General features: G+C 72.1%; 16 protein-coding genes. 7 read left to right on the top strand and 9 right to left on the bottom strand.

Annotated elements, in window-relative coordinates:
- Positions 1-17: 17 nt before the first annotated feature.
- The 5 genes from BLU82_RS06465 (at position 18) to BLU82_RS06485 (ending at position 4348) form a co-directional block, all read left to right on the top strand.
- A complete protein-coding gene (locus BLU82_RS06465; RefSeq protein WP_092617328.1) occupies positions 18-1046 on the top strand; it encodes a thiamine pyrophosphate-dependent dehydrogenase E1 component subunit alpha in 1029 nt (342 codons plus the stop codon).
- A complete protein-coding gene (locus tag BLU82_RS06470) occupies positions 1043-2050 on the top strand; it encodes an alpha-ketoacid dehydrogenase subunit beta (protein WP_092617331.1) in 1008 nt (335 codons plus the stop codon). The genes BLU82_RS06465 and BLU82_RS06470 overlap by 4 nt, the downstream gene beginning before the upstream one ends.
- 22 nt (positions 2051-2072) lie before the next feature.
- Entirely contained in the window at positions 2073-2954 is an 882-nt protein-coding gene (locus tag BLU82_RS06475; protein ID WP_092617334.1) for a mycofactocin-coupled SDR family oxidoreductase, read from the top strand.
- Positions 2945-3757, top strand: a complete 813-nt coding sequence (locus BLU82_RS06480; protein WP_092617337.1) for an SDR family oxidoreductase — start codon at positions 2945-2947, stop codon at positions 3755-3757. Before BLU82_RS06475 ends, BLU82_RS06480 begins: the two co-directional genes overlap by 10 nt.
- Positions 3758-3820: 63 nt before the next feature.
- Positions 3821-4348 carry a GNAT family N-acetyltransferase gene (locus BLU82_RS06485; protein ID WP_092617340.1) on the top strand — a complete coding sequence of 176 codons (528 nt, stop codon included), beginning with the start codon at positions 3821-3823 and terminating at the stop codon, positions 4346-4348.
- On the opposite strand, the gene BLU82_RS06490 is transcribed toward BLU82_RS06485, so the two are convergent.
- Genes BLU82_RS06490 through BLU82_RS06500 form a run of 3 tightly spaced genes read right to left on the bottom strand, consistent with a single transcriptional unit; the run spans position 4345 to position 6899 of the window.
- On the bottom strand, positions 4345-5091 hold the full coding sequence (locus BLU82_RS06490) for a pyridoxal-phosphate dependent enzyme (protein WP_255367115.1): 747 nt from the start codon (positions 5089-5091) through the stop codon (positions 4345-4347). The genes BLU82_RS06485 and BLU82_RS06490 overlap by 4 nt on opposite strands.
- Positions 5027-6190, bottom strand: a complete 1164-nt coding sequence (solA, locus tag BLU82_RS06495) for an N-methyl-L-tryptophan oxidase (RefSeq protein WP_092617346.1) — start codon at positions 6188-6190, stop codon at positions 5027-5029. The genes BLU82_RS06490 and solA overlap by 65 nt, the downstream gene beginning before the upstream one ends.
- A gap of 58 nt (positions 6191-6248) precedes the next feature.
- Entirely contained in the window at positions 6249-6899 is a 651-nt protein-coding gene (locus BLU82_RS06500) for a TetR/AcrR family transcriptional regulator (RefSeq protein ID WP_092617349.1), read from the bottom strand.
- Positions 6900-6988: 89 nt separating this feature from the next.
- On the opposite strand from BLU82_RS06500, the gene BLU82_RS06505 reads away from it, so the two are divergent.
- Entirely contained in the window at positions 6989-8323 is a 1335-nt protein-coding gene (locus BLU82_RS06505) for an MFS transporter (protein WP_092617352.1), read from the top strand.
- A 37-nt stretch (positions 8324-8360) separates the two neighbouring features.
- Here BLU82_RS06505 and BLU82_RS06510 read toward each other — a convergent pair whose 3' ends face one another.
- Together BLU82_RS06510 and BLU82_RS34040 are read right to left on the bottom strand one after the other, a co-directional pair.
- Positions 8361-8738 (bottom strand): BlaI/MecI/CopY family transcriptional regulator, encoded by a 378-nt coding sequence (locus BLU82_RS06510; protein WP_092617355.1) that lies wholly within the window; start codon positions 8736-8738, stop codon positions 8361-8363.
- Between the two features lie 37 nt (positions 8739-8775).
- On the bottom strand, positions 8776-9000 hold the full coding sequence (locus BLU82_RS34040; RefSeq protein ID WP_157740662.1) for a hypothetical protein: 225 nt from the start codon (positions 8998-9000) through the stop codon (positions 8776-8778).
- A 628-nt stretch (positions 9001-9628) separates the two neighbouring features.
- Between BLU82_RS34040 and BLU82_RS06520 the strand changes: the two genes are divergently transcribed.
- On the top strand, positions 9629-10351 hold the full coding sequence (locus BLU82_RS06520) for a trans-aconitate 2-methyltransferase (protein ID WP_092617361.1): 723 nt from the start codon (positions 9629-9631) through the stop codon (positions 10349-10351).
- Here BLU82_RS06520 and BLU82_RS06525 read toward each other — a convergent pair.
- The 4 genes from BLU82_RS06525 to BLU82_RS06540 are packed head-to-tail and all read right to left on the bottom strand — an operon-like array spanning position 10317 to position 15648.
- Entirely contained in the window at positions 10317-12560 is a 2244-nt protein-coding gene (locus BLU82_RS06525) for an alpha-N-acetylglucosaminidase (RefSeq protein ID WP_092617364.1), read from the bottom strand. The two genes, BLU82_RS06520 and BLU82_RS06525, sit on opposite strands and share 35 nt — an antisense overlap.
- A 25-nt stretch (positions 12561-12585) precedes the next feature.
- Positions 12586-13428: a carbohydrate ABC transporter permease gene (locus BLU82_RS06530; RefSeq protein ID WP_092617367.1), complete on the bottom strand. Its 843-nt coding sequence runs from the start codon at positions 13426-13428 to the stop codon at positions 12586-12588.
- Positions 13421-14380, bottom strand: a complete 960-nt coding sequence (locus tag BLU82_RS06535) for a carbohydrate ABC transporter permease (RefSeq protein WP_092617370.1) — start codon at positions 14378-14380, stop codon at positions 13421-13423. The genes BLU82_RS06530 and BLU82_RS06535 overlap by 8 nt, the downstream gene beginning before the upstream one ends.
- Positions 14377-15648, bottom strand: coding sequence for a sugar ABC transporter substrate-binding protein (locus BLU82_RS06540; RefSeq protein ID WP_092617373.1), 1272 nt, complete (start codon positions 15646-15648; stop codon positions 14377-14379). Before BLU82_RS06540 ends, BLU82_RS06535 begins: the two co-directional genes overlap by 4 nt.
- Positions 15649-15682 lie beyond the last annotated feature (34 nt).

A 15682-nucleotide genomic window follows, 5' to 3' on the forward strand; every position in this document is an offset into this window, starting at 1 on the left:
GAGGAAAAGAGGTAGAGGTGACGATCGACGACGACCGGCGCCGTGGCGTCCTGGCGACCATGATCGCCGCGCGCGCGTTCGAGGACGGGCTCGGCGCCGAGTTCGCGAAGCAGCGCGCCCACGCCAAGGGCGCCTTCGGCGGGCGCAACGGTGCCTTCGAGGACCACAGCCTGGAGTTCCGCATCCCCATCCAGGGCAACATCGAGCTGTCCACCGGACAGGAGGCGGGGCCGGCCGCGCTGTGCAGCTGGCTCACCGCCGACGACTACGCGGCCGGGACGCACCGGTCGCACTCGCTGGCGGTCGCCAAGGGCGTGGCGTGGCGGCCGATGCTGGCCGAGATCTACGGTCGCGCCACCGGGCTGTGCGGTGGCCGCGGCGGCGACTTCATGCTCAACGACCCGTCGGTGAACTTCGAGAACAGCGCGATCATGGCGCAGCTGACCGCCGTCGCCCTGGGGCACGCGTTCGCGCACCGGCGCAGCGGCACCGGCGGGGTGGCCGCGGCGGTCATCGGCGACGGCGCCAGCAACCAGGGCGTCGTGCACGAGTCGATGAACCTCGCCGCGCTCTGGCGGCTGCCGGTGCTGTTCGTCATCGAGGACAACGGCTACGCCATCAGCACGCCGCGGCGCCGGTCGAGCCCGGTCGGCGACCTCAGCGTCCGGGCCACGGCCTACGGCATGCCCGGCGCCTCGGTCGACGACTCCGACGTCGACGCGCTGATCGAGACGTTCGGCACGGCGGTGGCCCGGGCCCGCGCCGGCGACGGGCCCAGCCTCGTCGTCGTCCGCACCCACCGGCTGCGCGGCGCGTTCGAGGGCGACAACCAGTCGTACCGCCCGGCCGGCGAGCTCGACGACGAGACCGCGGCGGACAGCCTGCCGGCCTACGCGGCGCGGCTGCTGGCCGCGGGCGTCGTCACCGAGGAGTGGCTGGACGAGACCCGGGCCGCGGCGGCCGCCGCCTTCGACGACGCGCTGCGGTTCGCCGAGTCGTCGCCGTTCCCCGATGCCGAGCACGCGCTGGAAGGACTGTTCGCATGAAGGGCAGGCAGCTCACCTTCACCGAGGCGATGGTCGAGGCGCTGGAGTTCGCCTTCGCCGAGGACGACGGCGTCTTCCTGATGGGCGAGGACGTCGGCGTCATGGGCGGGGTGGCGGGCCAGACCCGCGGCCTGCACGCCCGCTACGGCGACGAGCGCATCCTCGACACCCCGATCTCCGAGGCGGCCTTCTTCGGGCTGGCCGCGGGCGCCGCCCAGCGCGGGCTGCGGCCGGTGGTCGAACTGATGCGGGTCGACTTCGCCGGCGTCGTGATGGACCAGATCTACAACTACATCGCCAAGATCGGCTACTGCACCGGCGGCCGGCGCCGGGTGCCGATGACGATCATGACGCAGGTCGGCAACCCGCTGCGGCAGGGCGCGGTGCACGCGCAGACGCTCTACGGCACCTTCGCGCACATCCCCGGCCTGCGCCTCGTCGCGCCCGCGACCAGCCATGACGCGAAGGGGCTGCTGCGGGCGGCGATCCGCTGCGACGACCCGGTCGTGTTCTTCTTCCACTCCAGCCTGCTGGCCATCCCCTATGGCGTGGGCGTCGAGGAGTGGACCGCGGTGCCGGTGGCCGAGGACGACTACGAGATCCCGCTCGGCGTCGCGCGCACCATCCGCCTGGGCGACGACGTCACCGTCGTGTCGATGTCGCACACGGTGCACGACTGCCTCCGGGCCGCCCGGCGGCTGGCCGGCGACGGCATCTCCTGCGACGTCGTCGACCTGCGCACCATCGTCCCGCTCGACGTCGACCACATCGTCGCCTCGGTGCGGCGCACCGGCCGGCTGCTGGTCGTCGACGAGGACTACGCCTTCGCCGGGCTGAGCGCACAGATCGTCGCGTCCGTCCTGGAAGCGGGCGTGTCACTGGCCGTGCCGCCGGCGCGGGTCGCCCGGGCGCACGTGCCGATCCCGTACTCACTGCCGCTGGACGACGCCGTTCGACCGGGCGTCGCCCGTATCGAGGCCGCCGCCCGAGCGCTGGTGGCCTGACCCCGTCAACCCGAGGAGAGAGATGAGCCTGTCCGGCAAGACCTTCCTGATCACCGGGGGAGCCCGCGGCCAGGGCCGCGCGATCGCCCTGAAGGCGGCGTCACTCGGCGCGCGGGTCGCCGTCGTCGACGTCTGCCACGACGTCGACACCGTCCCGTACGCGCTGGGCACGAAGGACGACCTCGCCGAGACGAAGCGGCTGGTGGAGGAGCTCGGCTCGTCCTGCCTGACGCTGGCCGGCGACGTCCGTTCCCAGGACGACATGGACCGCGCGGTCGCCGCCACCGTCGAGGAGTACGGCGCCGTCGACGTGTTCTGCGCCAGCGCCGGCGTGCACAGCTTCGTGCCGTTCTGGGAGATGACCGCGGAGCAGTGGCACACCGTGCTCGACATCAACCTCACCGGCGTCTGGCACGGCGCCCGGGCGGTCGCGCCGCGGATGATCGAGCGGTCCAGCGGCGCGATCATCATCACGTCGTCGGTCATGGGCCACGAGACCGGCAAGGACCTCGCCCACTACGCGGCGTCCAAGCACGGCGTGCTCGGGCTGATGAAGAGCATCGCCTACGAGCTGGGCCGCTACGGCATCCGCTGCAACGCCGTCCTGCCCAGCGTCGTGCACACCGCGATGGGGGAGAACCCGGAGACCCGCAAGTGGATCTTCGGCCGCGACGACGCCACCACCCAGGACTACATCGAGGCGACGAAGCACTGGCACCTGCTGCCGGGCCGGCCCGGCCTGCCGCCGAGCGCGATCGCCGACGCGATCGTCTGGCTGGCGTCGGACGAGGCCCGCTACATCACCGGCGTGGAGCTGCCGGTGGACGCCGGGCACCTGCAGCTGCAGGGCTTCAACCACGAGGTCGTCGAGCGCGACGGGGAGCCGGTCGGGCCATGGTACTGAGCACTGACGGCTGGGTCGTGGTGGTCAGCGGGGCGGCCCGCGGCCAGGGCCTGAGCCACGCGAAGGCGTTCGCCGCCGACGGCGCGCACGTCGTCCTGCTGGACGCGCCGTCGGGGCTGACCACCGTCCCGTACCCCCTCGCGAACGAGGACGACCTCGCCGCGGCGCACGCGGAGGTCGACGCGGCCGGGCCGGGCACCGTCCTCAGCTACGCCGCCGACGTCCGCGACGCCGGCCGGGTCGCCGAAGTGCTGGCCGACGCCGCCGGCCGCCTCGGCGGCATCGACGTCGCCGTCGCCAACGCGGGGATCTTCAGTTTCGCGCCGTCCACCTGGGAGCTGTCGCCCGAGACGTGGAAGGAATGCAGCGACACCATCCTCTACGGCTCGTGGACGCTGGCCCGGGCGGCGATCCCGCACATGCTCGGCCGCGCCGGCGCCAACCTCGTCTTCGTGGGGTCGGTGTCGGCGCACAAGGGCATCGCCGCCACCGGCCACTACGTCGCCGCCAAGCACGGCGTCGTCGGGCTGATGAAGACGCTCGCGATCGAGTTGGCCCCGGAGGGCATCAGGTCGAACATGATCTCGCCGACGGCGGCCGACACCACGATGGCGACCAACCCGGCGATGGCCGAGTGCGTCCGCTACCAGGAGGGCCGCGGCTCGAACATGTCGAACCTGCTGCCGGTCGGCCTGATCGAACCGCGCGACGTCACCGACGCCGTGCTCTGGATCAGCTCCGACCACGCGCGCTACGTCACCGGTGAGGTCCTCAAGGTCGACGCCGGCTTCACCGTCCGCTGACGCGCCGGCCGGCTGGGCGTTCGCCCCGACGTCCAGCCGGCCGGGCCCCGGTAGGGTGGATCGATGCTCGACGCCTCACTGCTTCCGCTCCAGACCGGCCGCGCTCGCCTGCGCGCGCTCCACCCCGACGACGCTCCCGCCTTCGCCGAGGGCACCGACGACCCGGACGTCCGGACGTACGGGCACCTGCCCGAGCCGCAGTACACGCCCGACTCGGTCGTCGCCATGATCGACAGGGAGGCGCGTCCCGGCCTGGAGCGCGGCGATCTGGCGGTGCTCGCCATCGCCGACGTCCACGACGAGTTCACCGGGAGCCTCGTGCTGTTCGGCGTCACCGACCGCGAGGCCGAGGTCGGGTTCTGGGTGCACCCGAAGCGGCGCGGTGGCGGCGTGGCCGTGGCCGCCCTCGACCTGGCCGCTCGGTTCGCCGGCCGCAGCGGGCTCGTCCGGCTCACGGCGCGCACCGCGACCGGGAACGCCGCCTCCCAGCGGGTGCTCACCAGAGCGGGCTTCACCGAGATGGGCGAGGACACCGGTGTCGCGCCCTCGGGCCGGAAGGTCCGCTTCCTCCGCTACCAGCGCGAGATCTAGCCGCCCTTCCCGCCCGCGTTCGCCCAGGACGGCGACGACCTGACGAGGTCGCGCAGCTCCGCGAGGCTCTCGCCGATGACGTGCAGTGGCGGAGCCTCGCGCAGGACGAGGTCGATGTCCTTGATGCCGGAGGCGGTGCCGATGGCGACGACGGCGCCGTCGGACGGGAGGCGCCGGGCGGCGGCGAGGGCCACCGCGGACGACGCCTCGAGGAAGAGGCCCTGGGCGGCCGCGCGGCGCTGCTCGGCGAGGAAGTCGGCCTCGTCGACGGCGGCGGCCGAGCCGGAGTTCCAGAGCGCCTGCAGCCCCTGCCAGTTCGCGACGTCGCTGCCGGTCCCGGCCAGCAGGTCGGCCCGCGACGTCGGCACCACGACGGCGCCGAGGGTGTCGCCGAGGTCGCGGGCCACTTCGTACGCCACGCTCTTCAACCCCTCGACGGCGTACGGGTGGCCGCCGGCGCCGGCGGCGAGGATCTGGGCATGGATGACCGGCGGCAGGCTCGACGTCGTCACGACGATGCAGCGCAGCCCCGCCCGGGCCGCATAGGCCGCGGCCGAGGCGCCGGCGTTGCCGCTGGACGCGGCGATGACCGTCGTGCTGCTGCTGGCGCGGGCCGTCGCGACGGCGGCCGCCATGTAGCGGTCCTTGTGCGTGTGGGTGGGTTGGCGCCCTCGTTCTTCACCCGGACGCCGGCGGGGTCGTCCAGTCCGCGAGGTCGCGGCCGGGCGCGAACGGCTTGAGATCGAACGTCGTCGACCCGTCCAGCAGCAGCTCCGTGCCGGCCTCGCCGAAGGCGGGCGCGTACTTGAAGCCCAGCCCGGAGAACCCGCCGAGCAGTACGACGCGGTCGGTCCCGGCGGCGAAGCCCGCGATGGGCCGGTTGTCCGACGTGTAGCCGTCCATGTGCGCCGAGACGCGGACGGGGTCGGGGTGCAGGCCCGGCAGGCACCGCGCGACGATGGCGTCGAGCGTCCTGACCTCGTCGACGCCGACCGTCCGCTCGAGCAGGTCGGGGTCGGGGACCACCTCTTTGAACGGGCCCGTCGGGCCGACCTTGACCGTGGCGCCGTCCAGGCTCGGGAAGGCGTAGAAGCCGTCGTCCTCGGGCCGCAAGGCGATGGGGAACCGCTCAGGCGTATACGCGGCCGGATCGTCGGCGGCGTACCAGACCTGGATCGGCCGGCGGACCTGGATCTTGCCGGCCAGCTGGGGGGCGAGGCGGTCGACCCACGGCCCGCCGGCCACGATGACCCGGCCGTAGCGGAAGGTCCGGTCCTCGGTCACGACGCTGACGCCGTCGCCGTCGATCTCGACGCGCAGCACCGGTGTGTACGTGTGGACGACGGCGCCGAGCTCGCGCGCCCGCTGAGCCGCCGAGAGGACCGCCAGCTCGGGACGCAGGTAGCCCGCGTTCGGGTCGAGGATGCCGATGTCGCCGGGCCACAGCCGGTGCTGCGGGTAGCGCGCGGCGACGTCGCCGGTGTCGAGGAGCTCGTGCTCGAGCCCGTAGGCGCGGACGGACTCGAGGACGTTGACGATGTGCTCCGCGTTCGCCGGGCCGAGCACCAGCTCGCCGTTGAGACGCAGCAGCTCACGGCCGGTCTGCGCCTCCAGCTCGCGCCACAGCGCCAGGGCGGCCGAGCCGAACGGCACGTAGACGGGCTCGCGTGGGCTGGTGCTGCGGAACATGCGGGTCTCGCCGCCCATCGCGCTGCGGTCGTGCGGCACGCCGAACTGGTCGAAGCCGTGGACGGTGACGCCCCGGCCGGCCAGGCGCCACAGCGCCATGCTGCCGATCGACCCGACGCCGATGACCGCCGCTTCCGCGTCGTGCTGGCTCATGCGTGATCGTCCTCCTGGGTGATGGGGTGGTGCGGCGGTGGCGCCGCCGCCTCGACGCCTAGCGGCGTGGCGACGTCCGGCCGGGATCGAGCAGTTCGCGGGGGAGTGCTTCGCGCCACCACTGCTCGATCCGGCCGGGCGTCCATCCGCGCTCGTCGGTGAGAGTGGTGTAGGCGTCGATGTTGCAGAGGGCGGCGTAGATGTCGACCGCGGTGGGCAGGTCGATGCCGTCGCGCAGCGATCCCGGCGGCCACGACTCGAACACCTGCCGCCGGGTGCGGTCCGCGGCCTTGCGGCCGTTGGTGTAGAGGGCGGCGAGCTCGGGCTCGCTGCGCCCGGCGTCGCGGATCATGACGATGATGTCGCCGGCGCGTTCGTAGAGGCGGCGGTCGAAGGACGCCATGGCGGCGAGCTGGTCCGCCGGGTCGGCGGCGGGGTCCTCCAGCTCCGCCAGCTGCTGCGCGGGATCGGCCGAGAGGCCGGCGGCGTCGACGAGCGCGCGGGTGAGGCCGGTCTTGTTCTGGTAGGCGGCGTAGACCGTCGGCACCGAGACGCCGGCCTCGCGGGCGACGTCACGGACCGTGGTGGCGGCCCAGCCCTGCGCGAGGAAGAGCCGGCGCGCCGCCCGGGCGATCTCGGCCCGCGTCTGCAGCGCCTGCGTCTCGCGTCGCAGCGAGTCGTAGCGGCGTTTCTTGGGCTCCTCGGGCATACCCACCCCCATTGACTTTACGTATCTTCTAATGAATATAGTGCGTTCATGACAGGCTGTTGCTCCATCGTGCACCACTGCGACGTGTCATGACCCGCGAGCGGTCGGGGCCGGTGCTCGCCACGCTGTGCGTGGCCTTCCTCATGACGATGCTCGACACCACCATCGTCACCATCGCGCTCCCGGACATCCAGCACCGGCTCGACGCGTCGCTGACGCAGGCGCTGTGGGTGGTGAACGGCTACACGCTGGTCTTCGCGGCGCTGCTGCTGACCTTCGGCCGGCTCGGTGACCGGTACACGCCGCGGACGGTGTTCCTCGCCGGCCTGGCGACGTTCACCGTCGCGTCCGCGTGGTGCGGCCTGGCGCAGGACCCCGTCCAGCTGATCGCGGCCCGCGGGCTGCAGGGCGCCGGCGCCGCGATGCTGATGCCGCAGACGCTGACGCTGATCACGACGACGTTCCCCGCCGAGCGGCGCGGCTTCGCCTTCGGCGTGTGGAGCGGGGTCGCCGGGCTGGCGACGGTCGCCGGCCCGGCCGCGGGCGGGCTGCTGGTCGACACACTCACCTGGCGGTCGGTCTTCCTGCTCAACCTCCCGCTCGGGCTGATCGCGCTCGCGGCCGGGCACGCGCTGATCCCCAGGCAGGCGCCACGGCGGGACCACGCGTCCGGCCTCGACGTCGTCGGCATGCTGCTGTCGACCGGCGGCCTGTTCCTCGCCGTGTTCGCCCTGCTCGAGAAGGAGTGGTACGCCGGCGTCCTGGGCCTCGTCCTGCTGGCCGGGTTCGCGCTGCACCAGCGCAGGAGGCAGACCGGCTCGCCGCTGGTGCCGTTCGAGCTGTTCGGCCGGCGGAACTTCACCCTCATGAACGCGGTGCTGATGGCGGCCCTGTTCGCCACCGTCGCGCTGCTGCTGATCTATACGCTCTACCTGCAGTCGGTGCGGGACCTGACGCCGGCCGAGGCGGGACTGATCCTCGCGCCGCCGGCCGTGGCGACGCTGCTCATCTCGCCGGTCATGGGCCGCCTCGCCGACCGGGTCGACCCCCGACTCGTCTTCCCGCCCGGGCTCGCGCTGTTCGCCGCGGGCCTTCTCCTGCTCCTCGCCGCGTCCGGCGACGACACCGACGTGCTCTGGCTGCTGCCGGGCATGCTCCTCTGCGGCGTCGGCGCGGGCATCGTGTTCGCGCCCGCCAACGCGCTCGCCCTGCGCGACGTCCCGCCCGCCCTGGCCGGCGCCGCCGCCGGCGTGATCAGCACCCTGCGCCAGGTCGGCACCCTGCTCGGCGCGGCCGTCATCGGCGCCGTCCTGCGGGCCGGCAGCGCCGACGGCTACACCGACGCGATGCCGGCCGCGATCTGGACCGTCGTCGGCGTCCTCGTGCTCACCGCGATCGTCACCGTCCGCACCCGTCCGCGGTGACGACGTGGGCGGCGGCGCCGGCGACGAGCAGGCCTCGTCATGGTGCCGGCGACCCCCGGTCCGTCGTGGCCGCGTCGAGCGCCGCACGCAGCGCCGCCACCTCGGCGTCGTTCATCGTCCCGACCAAGCGAAGCAACGCCCCGGTGCGGTCCGTCGTCGTGGTCAGCGCCGCCCCGAGCAGGGCGGCCGTGTAGTCGTCCCGCGTCCGGCTGGGCACGTACCGATGCGCCTTGCCGTCGCGCGCCCGCCCGAGCCAGCCCTTGCGGTACAGGATGTCGACGACCGTCTGGACGGTCGTGTAGGCCCGCTCCGGCTGCTGGGGCAGCTGCTCCTTGATCTCGCGGATGGTGATCGGTTCCGCGGCGGACCAGACGACCTTCATGATCGCCGCCTCCAGTGCGCCGAACGGCCGCATCCCGCCTCCCCTCATCGCCTGGGCGGCATGGTAGTAGTCACCGCGAAGCGGCGCGTCTCCCATGAGTCGTCCAGGAGGCGCGTTCGACCTCCGCGACGTACTGCTCCCGGTCGAAGTGCAGGTCTGGCAGGTCCCACGGCGTGCCCTCGTGCTGAGCGGCGGACGGTTCGACCGGACCGATGAAGACGCCCACATAGTCGCGGAAGTCGATCCACGAGACGCCGGTGCCGTCCGGCGACGCGACGATGACCGGAGCGATCACGCCGCACCCCGCGATCCCGCACGAACACCGGTACACCGCAACGCGTCGTCCGATGCCGTCAGCCGGCAGCAGTGGAGAGCGGGGCCCGAGGACGTCCGCCGGGTCGAAGCCGCGCCACCCCGGGGCGGTGTCGGCGAACGGGTCCGTGCCGTCGATCAGGACCTGGACCACGGGCCGGTCCGGGCGATCGTCGAGGACCTGGAATCGAAGGGAGAGGACCGAGCGACCGTGTCGTGCGGTCTGGCGTGCGTGGGTCATCTGGGCGACGTTTCATCGGTACGCCGGGACCATCGTCGTGCCGGCGCCGAGGCCGACCGGGTGGCCTCAGCATAGGCGATTCGCATCGGCCGTTCCGCGAGCCGGCGTCGTCGCGTGACCCGGTCACGCTGGTGAGCGACCTCGGCATGGAGCCGACCGCCCGGCCGCTGCGGCAGCACGCGCGACGGCTGTACGACATCATCTGCGGTCGCACTGGCCGGGACCACCTGACGACGCGGCCACCTCCTCATCTACTATCCGTGTTAGTAGCTGAGGAGGTGGTCGTGGCGAAGACCGGCCCGCGCGGCCAGGCGAAACGAGAGCGACGCGAGCGGCGCCAGGTGGACCGCGTCGGCTGTCCGGTGAGCGCATGAACGGCGCGCGTACCTGGTACGACGTGTGGCAGCGCAAGGGCGAGCGCTTCGCCGCGTCCGGCCGTGTCGTGCCCGGCAGGGCCGAGCTGGCCGCGCTGTCCGGCTACGACTCGCTGACCTCGGCGCTCGACCTCGGCGAGTTCGACCGGCAGCGCGACCACATCGCCGCCTCGCTGGGGATCGGCGCGAACGACACCGTCTACGAGGTCGGCTGCGGCGCCGGCGCGCTGCTGCACGCCCTGGAGCCGCTCTGCGCCGGGGTCGGCGGCTCCGACTACGCGCCGGCGCTCGTCGACGTCGCGCGCGGCGTCCTCGACTCCGGCGACGTCGAGGTGCGCGAGGCGAGCGAGGTGCGGCCGCTGCCGCGGTACGACGTCGTCGTCAGCAACGGCGTCTTCATCTACTTCCCGGACGCCGAGTACGCCCGGGACGTCGTCGTGCTGATGGCGGCCAAGGCCCGGCGCGCTGTCGGCGTTTTCGACGTCAACGACCTGGCCAGACGTGAAGAGCACCAGGCGGCGCGCCGGGCGGCGTACGGTGCGGACGCGGCGACGGGCGGGCTGCGGCAGCTCTACCTCGACCGGGCCTTCTTCACCTCGCTGGCCGCCACCCTCGGTCTCAGCTGCGTCATCCGCGACTCGGTGATGACGGGCTCGGTGAACGGCCGCTTCCGCTACAACGTCGTCATGTCCCGTCGGGGCGGCTCGTCACGAACGTGAGCGCGGCCCGGGCCTGCTCCAGCACGTCCGCGACGGGGCGCTCGAGGAGCGGCTCGTCGGCGGTCACCCAGGCGTCGGTGACGGCGTACCAGTCGACCGGTGTGGTGGGCGCACCGGTGAGCGCGTTGCGCAGCTGTTCGAACCAGAGCGCCCAGCGCTGCCGGTAGTAGCCGCCGACGAGCCCGGACCAGTCCCGGTTGCCGTACTCCGTGAGCATGGTCGACTCCCGGGCGCCCCACGACGTGAGCAGCCGCTTGCCCCACTCGACCAGCTCCGCCCGTTCCCGCGCCGTCGCGCCGAGGGCGCGGGCCCCGGCCAGCCAAGTCTCGAGCCTGAACGCCGGATGCGCGTCCAGCGTCGCGTCCTGCAGGTCGACGAGCTCGAGGAAGGTGGCGGTCGCGGCGTCGAAGGCGGCGACGTCCCCGGCCTCGTGGGCCGCGCCGATCCGGGCGAGGACGAGCCGGGCGTGGTCGGCGAGCACCTGGCGCGCGACGTCGACGAGGTCGTAGTCGAGCGACGGCGAGCGCCCGGCCTCGGCCGCCGCGATCAGCCCGGCCAGCGCGGGACGCAGCGCGCCGGCCGGGTAGGGGAGCACTCGCGGTCCCACCATGCTGGCCTGGTTCGCGCCGAGGCTCGGGACGGCCGCCACGACGGAGTCGGTGCCGGCGTAGACCATGAACGCGTCGAAGCCGTCGCCGGCCTCCTCCAGCGGCGCACCGAAGACGGCCGGCGGCCGCGCGTCGTCGAGGGTGGCGAGGTCGACGGCCTCCCCGGCGGCGACGAGGGCGGACTCCTTCGGCGTCGGCGCCGTCTCGGCGATCCGCCACGGGCCGTACGCGTGCGCGCGCAGCACCCGCCAGGCGTCGGCGGCCGCCTCCGACGTCTGCCCGTAGCGCGCCTCGATCCACTCCTCGATCCACGCGTCGAGGCCGATCGGCGCCGTCGTCCAGGCGAGGTCGTGGAAGAGATCCCAGACGACGGGGTTGTTCGCGACGCCCTCGGCCATGTCGGTGAGCCCGACGAGGTTGCCGACCGCCTCGGTCCCGCCGAACAGCGTCGACGGCGTCGCCGCGATCGCCTCGAGGTCGCCGTAGAGGCCGGTGCGCCCGCCGTAGTTCGGCAGGATGCCGTACGCCCACGGCGTCCCGTCGTAGCCGTTCATCGTCCGCCAGTGCTCGCCGACCAGGTCGAGGACGAGCAGGCGACTGGCGTCGAGCGCGTCGAGCAGCTCCGGCCGCGGGTTCCCGCCCCAGCCCTGCACCACCCACGTGTAGCCGGCGTCGGCCGAGCGCATCGCGTCCTCGACGCCCTTGGCCGCGGCGGCCAGCGTGGTGTCGCCGATCTTGCCGCCTTCGTGCAGGAGGTCGACCGCCCACCAGCCGGAGAGCCCGAAGAGCTCCCGCTGGACCTGGTAGAAGACCTCCGCGGTCTTCGCGTACTCCGCGGTGTCGGTGCGCAGCCAGTCGGGCCGGCGCGGTCCGGCGAGGTCGATGAACCACAGCCCCTGGGGGACGATGGCCGCACCGGCGTTCCGCTCGGCGAAGCCCGGCGGGACGGTGCCGCTGAAGCCGGGCAGGATCGGGGTGATCTCCAGCTCGGCCATGCGGGCGAACACCTGGCGGGCCAGCTCCACCCGCCGCTCGACGATCCCCCGGGTGGTGCCGTTGCCGAAGTGCTCGATGTTGTTCAGCCACTGCCAGGCCTGGTGCGACGGCGGCACGATCCACCGCAGCAGCTCGGACTCGGTGTAGCCGAACTGCTGGAACGCCTGCAGCCAGACCGCCTCCTGGCCGAGGGTGACGTGCGCAGCGTTGATCCCGCTCGCGGCCAGCAGATCCAGCTCCTGCTCCCATTCGTCCCAGCCGAAGAACGGGGTGGTGTAGCCGCCGACGGTGAGGTTGTAGGCGACCCGCCGCTGGTAGGGCGACGAGGCGGCGACGCTCGCCCCGTCGGGCAGCTCGGCCGGCCGGCGGACGCCGGAGCGCGAGACGCTGCCGACGCGGGTGCGCCGCGCGAACTGGGCGTACGCGGCCAGCGCGACCCCCGGGGTGGTGGCGTCGATCCGCAGCGTGCCGTCCGACGTCGTCGCCTCGAAGGCGTCGGCATCCGCCGTGCCGGCCGGGCGGACGGTGACGTCGATGCGGTCGGCGGGCAGGCCGCTGAGGCGCCGGATTCCGGCGAGGGCGGCGGCGGCTCGGTGGTCGGTCATGCTTCTTTCCTCCAGTGGGTCGGCGTCATTTCATGCCGGACACGGCGAGACCGTCGATCACCCGGCGCTGCATGACCAGGAAGACGATCAGGATGGGGGCGCACGCGAGCAGCGCCGCCGCCATCAGGACGGGGTAGTCGGTCACGAACTGCCCCTGCAGCGTCGCGAGGCCGACGGACAGCGGCTGCGTGCCCGGTTCGGTCGCAACGATGAGCGGCCAGAGCAGGTCGTTCCACGACACGAGCACACCGACCACGGCCAGGGCGGACAGGCCGGGCCGGGCCAGCGGCAGCATCACCTTCCAGAAGACCTGGAACGGGTTCGCGCCGTCGAGCCGCGCGGCCTCCTCCAGCTCGTCGGGCAGCCCGAGGAAGAACTGCCGCATGAGGAAGGCGGAGAACGCCGTGAAGATGCCCGGCGCCACGATCCCCGCGACGGTGTTCAGCCAGCCGAGCCCTTCGATGATCTGGTACTGCGAGATGAGGAAGACCTGCGGCGGAACCATCATGATGGCGAGCACGAGCGCGAACATCGCGCCACGACCCGGGAATCGCATCCGGGCGAAGGCGTAGCCGGCCAGCGCTCCGAGCACGAGATGCCCGAGCACCCTGATGACCGTGACGGTCACCGAGACGGTGAGCTGGGAGGCGAACGAGAGCTCGGCGAAGACCTCCGAGTAGTTCTCGAAGTGCAACGACGACGGCCACAGCTTCGGCGGGATCGACGTCACCTCGGCGTTCGTCGAGAGCGAGGTGACGATCTGCCAGGCGAACGGGAAGAGCATCACGATGCTGCCGATGACCAGGACGAGGTGGGCGAAGCCGTTCCGGCCGGTCCGGCGCGCATGAGTGGGAGCGAGCTCAGGCATAGTGGACCCACCTCCGCTGCAGCCGGAACTGGATCGCCGTGACGATCGCGATGATCAGCAGGATGACGAACGCGATCACCGCTCCGTACCCGCGGTTGTTCTGCACGAACGACTCGTCGTAGAAGAGGTAGACCAGCGACTTGGTGTCCGCGATGACCGGGCTGTTGCCGAGGATGGCGTAGATCAGGTCGAACAGCTGGAAGCCGCCGATCACGTTCATGACGAGCACGAAGAAGATGGACGGGGTCAGCAGCGGGACAGTGATGCGGACGAACTGCGCCCACCGGCCGGCTCCGTCGAGCGACGCCGCCTCGTACAGCTCGGGCGGGATCGAGCGCAGGCCGGCCGAGAGGATGATGATGTTGAACCCCACCGACATCCAGAGGCCCACGATGGCGACGGCGACGAGCGCGAATCCCTGCGTCGAGAGCCAGTAGGGCCCGTCGATGCCGAACAGCCCGAGAAAGGCGTTGATCACGCCGTAGTCGCCGTTGAACATGAGCCGCCACACCAGAGCGATGGCCACCGGCATGGCCAGGTACGGCAGGAAGAACATCGTGCGGTACACCATCGTCCCGCGCAGCGTCGGCCGGTTCAGCAGCGCGGCGAGGCCGACGGCGATGGGCACGCCGAGCAGCACCACGAGGACGTAGACGACGGTGTTGAGCAGGGCGCGCAGGAACTCGTCGTCGTCGAGGAGCGAGCGCCAGTTGTCGGCGCCGACGAAGGTCGTCCCCCCGAACGGTCCCCAGTCGGTGAGGCTGAAGTACGCGGTCTGGACGATGGGGAACAAGTAGAAGACCACGATGCCGGCGAAGAACGGCCCGGCGAACAGCAGCGGCCACCACCCCGAGTCCGACCGGCGGCGCCGGCCGCCGGCGTTCGGCGCACCCGCCCGGCCGGCCGCAGTACTGGTCGTGGCCGGCGGATGGTCGTGCGTGGTGAGGCTCATTCGGACGCCACCGCCCTGTCGATCAGGTCGCTCAGCTGTCGAGTCGCCTCCTCGGCGGTGATCTCGCCCGCGAGCGCCTGTCCGGCGATCACCGCCTCCTCGGAGAACCACGCCTCTGAGTTCCTCGTGGTGGGGTACGGGAAGGAGTAGTCGATCGCGTCCACGAAGGTCTGCAGGCCGAGGTCCGGGTGGCTCTGGACAAACGCGTCGCTCGTCCCCTCGTAGGCGGAGAGGATGATGCCGCTCTCCGCCTGGATCCGCTGGGCCTCCTCGCCGGCGAAGAAGGCCTGGAACGCCTGCGCGGCGGCCAGGTTGTCCGACTGTGCGCTGACGACGTTCGCCAACGCGTGGCTGACGGTCGCCTTGCGCTCGGCCTGGGGCAGCGGCACCGCGACGAAGTCGGCGGCGTTGGGCGAGGACGCGACCAGGGCGATGCTCGCGCCACCGACCGAGGGGAACATCGCGGCCTTGCCGCTCAGGAACCACTGGTCGGCCAACGTCTCCGACAGCTGCTGCATCGTCGGCGACGACCCGTCCGCGACGATGTCGGCCCAGATCTGCAGGCCTTCGGCGCCTCCCGGCTCCTCCCAGCCGCTCTGGCCGTCGTCGGTGACCACCGAGCCGCCGTAGGCGAAGACGGAGCTCCAGTAGGTCGTCTGGCCGGCCGGATAGAACGCGGTGCCGTAGATGCCCTGGTCGCCCAGGGCGTCGTGGATGGCCTTGGACGTGGCCCGGAAGTCGTCGTAGGTCCAGTCCGGCGACGGGAGTGGAACCCCGGCCTGCTCGAACAGCGCCTTGTTGATCCACACGGCGTTCGTGTCCACGTCCTTCGGAACCGCGTACTGCGCCCCGTCGACCTGGAAGAACTCGGTGAGGTGGTCCGGGTACTTCGACAGGTCGATGGCGCCGGACTCGACCAGGTCGTCGATCGGAGCCAGCTGGTCGTTGGCCGCGTAGAGCTCGAAGTACGCCATGTCCATCCAGAACACGTCGGGAAGGGTGTCCGACGACGCCTCGGTCTGGAGGGTGGTCCAGTACTGTGCGAACGGCCGGACGATCGGGGTGACCGTCACGTCCGGGTACTCCTCCTGGAACGCCTCGATGATCGCGTCGAGCGTCGGCTCCAGGTTCGGGTCCCAGTGCGCGTAGGTGATCTCTCCCGACACCTCGCCGGGATCCGCGGTGGCCGATCCATCGCTGCCGGAGCAGGCGGCGACTCCGAGCACCATGCCTGACGTGATGGCGATGCCTGCGACGAGCTTGTTCATCAGAACTCCTCCTCGAGCGCTGATCAATGGATGG

It is taken from the genome of Jiangella sp. DSM 45060 (assembly GCF_900105175.1).
Taxonomy (GTDB): domain Bacteria; phylum Actinomycetota; class Actinomycetes; order Jiangellales; family Jiangellaceae; genus Jiangella.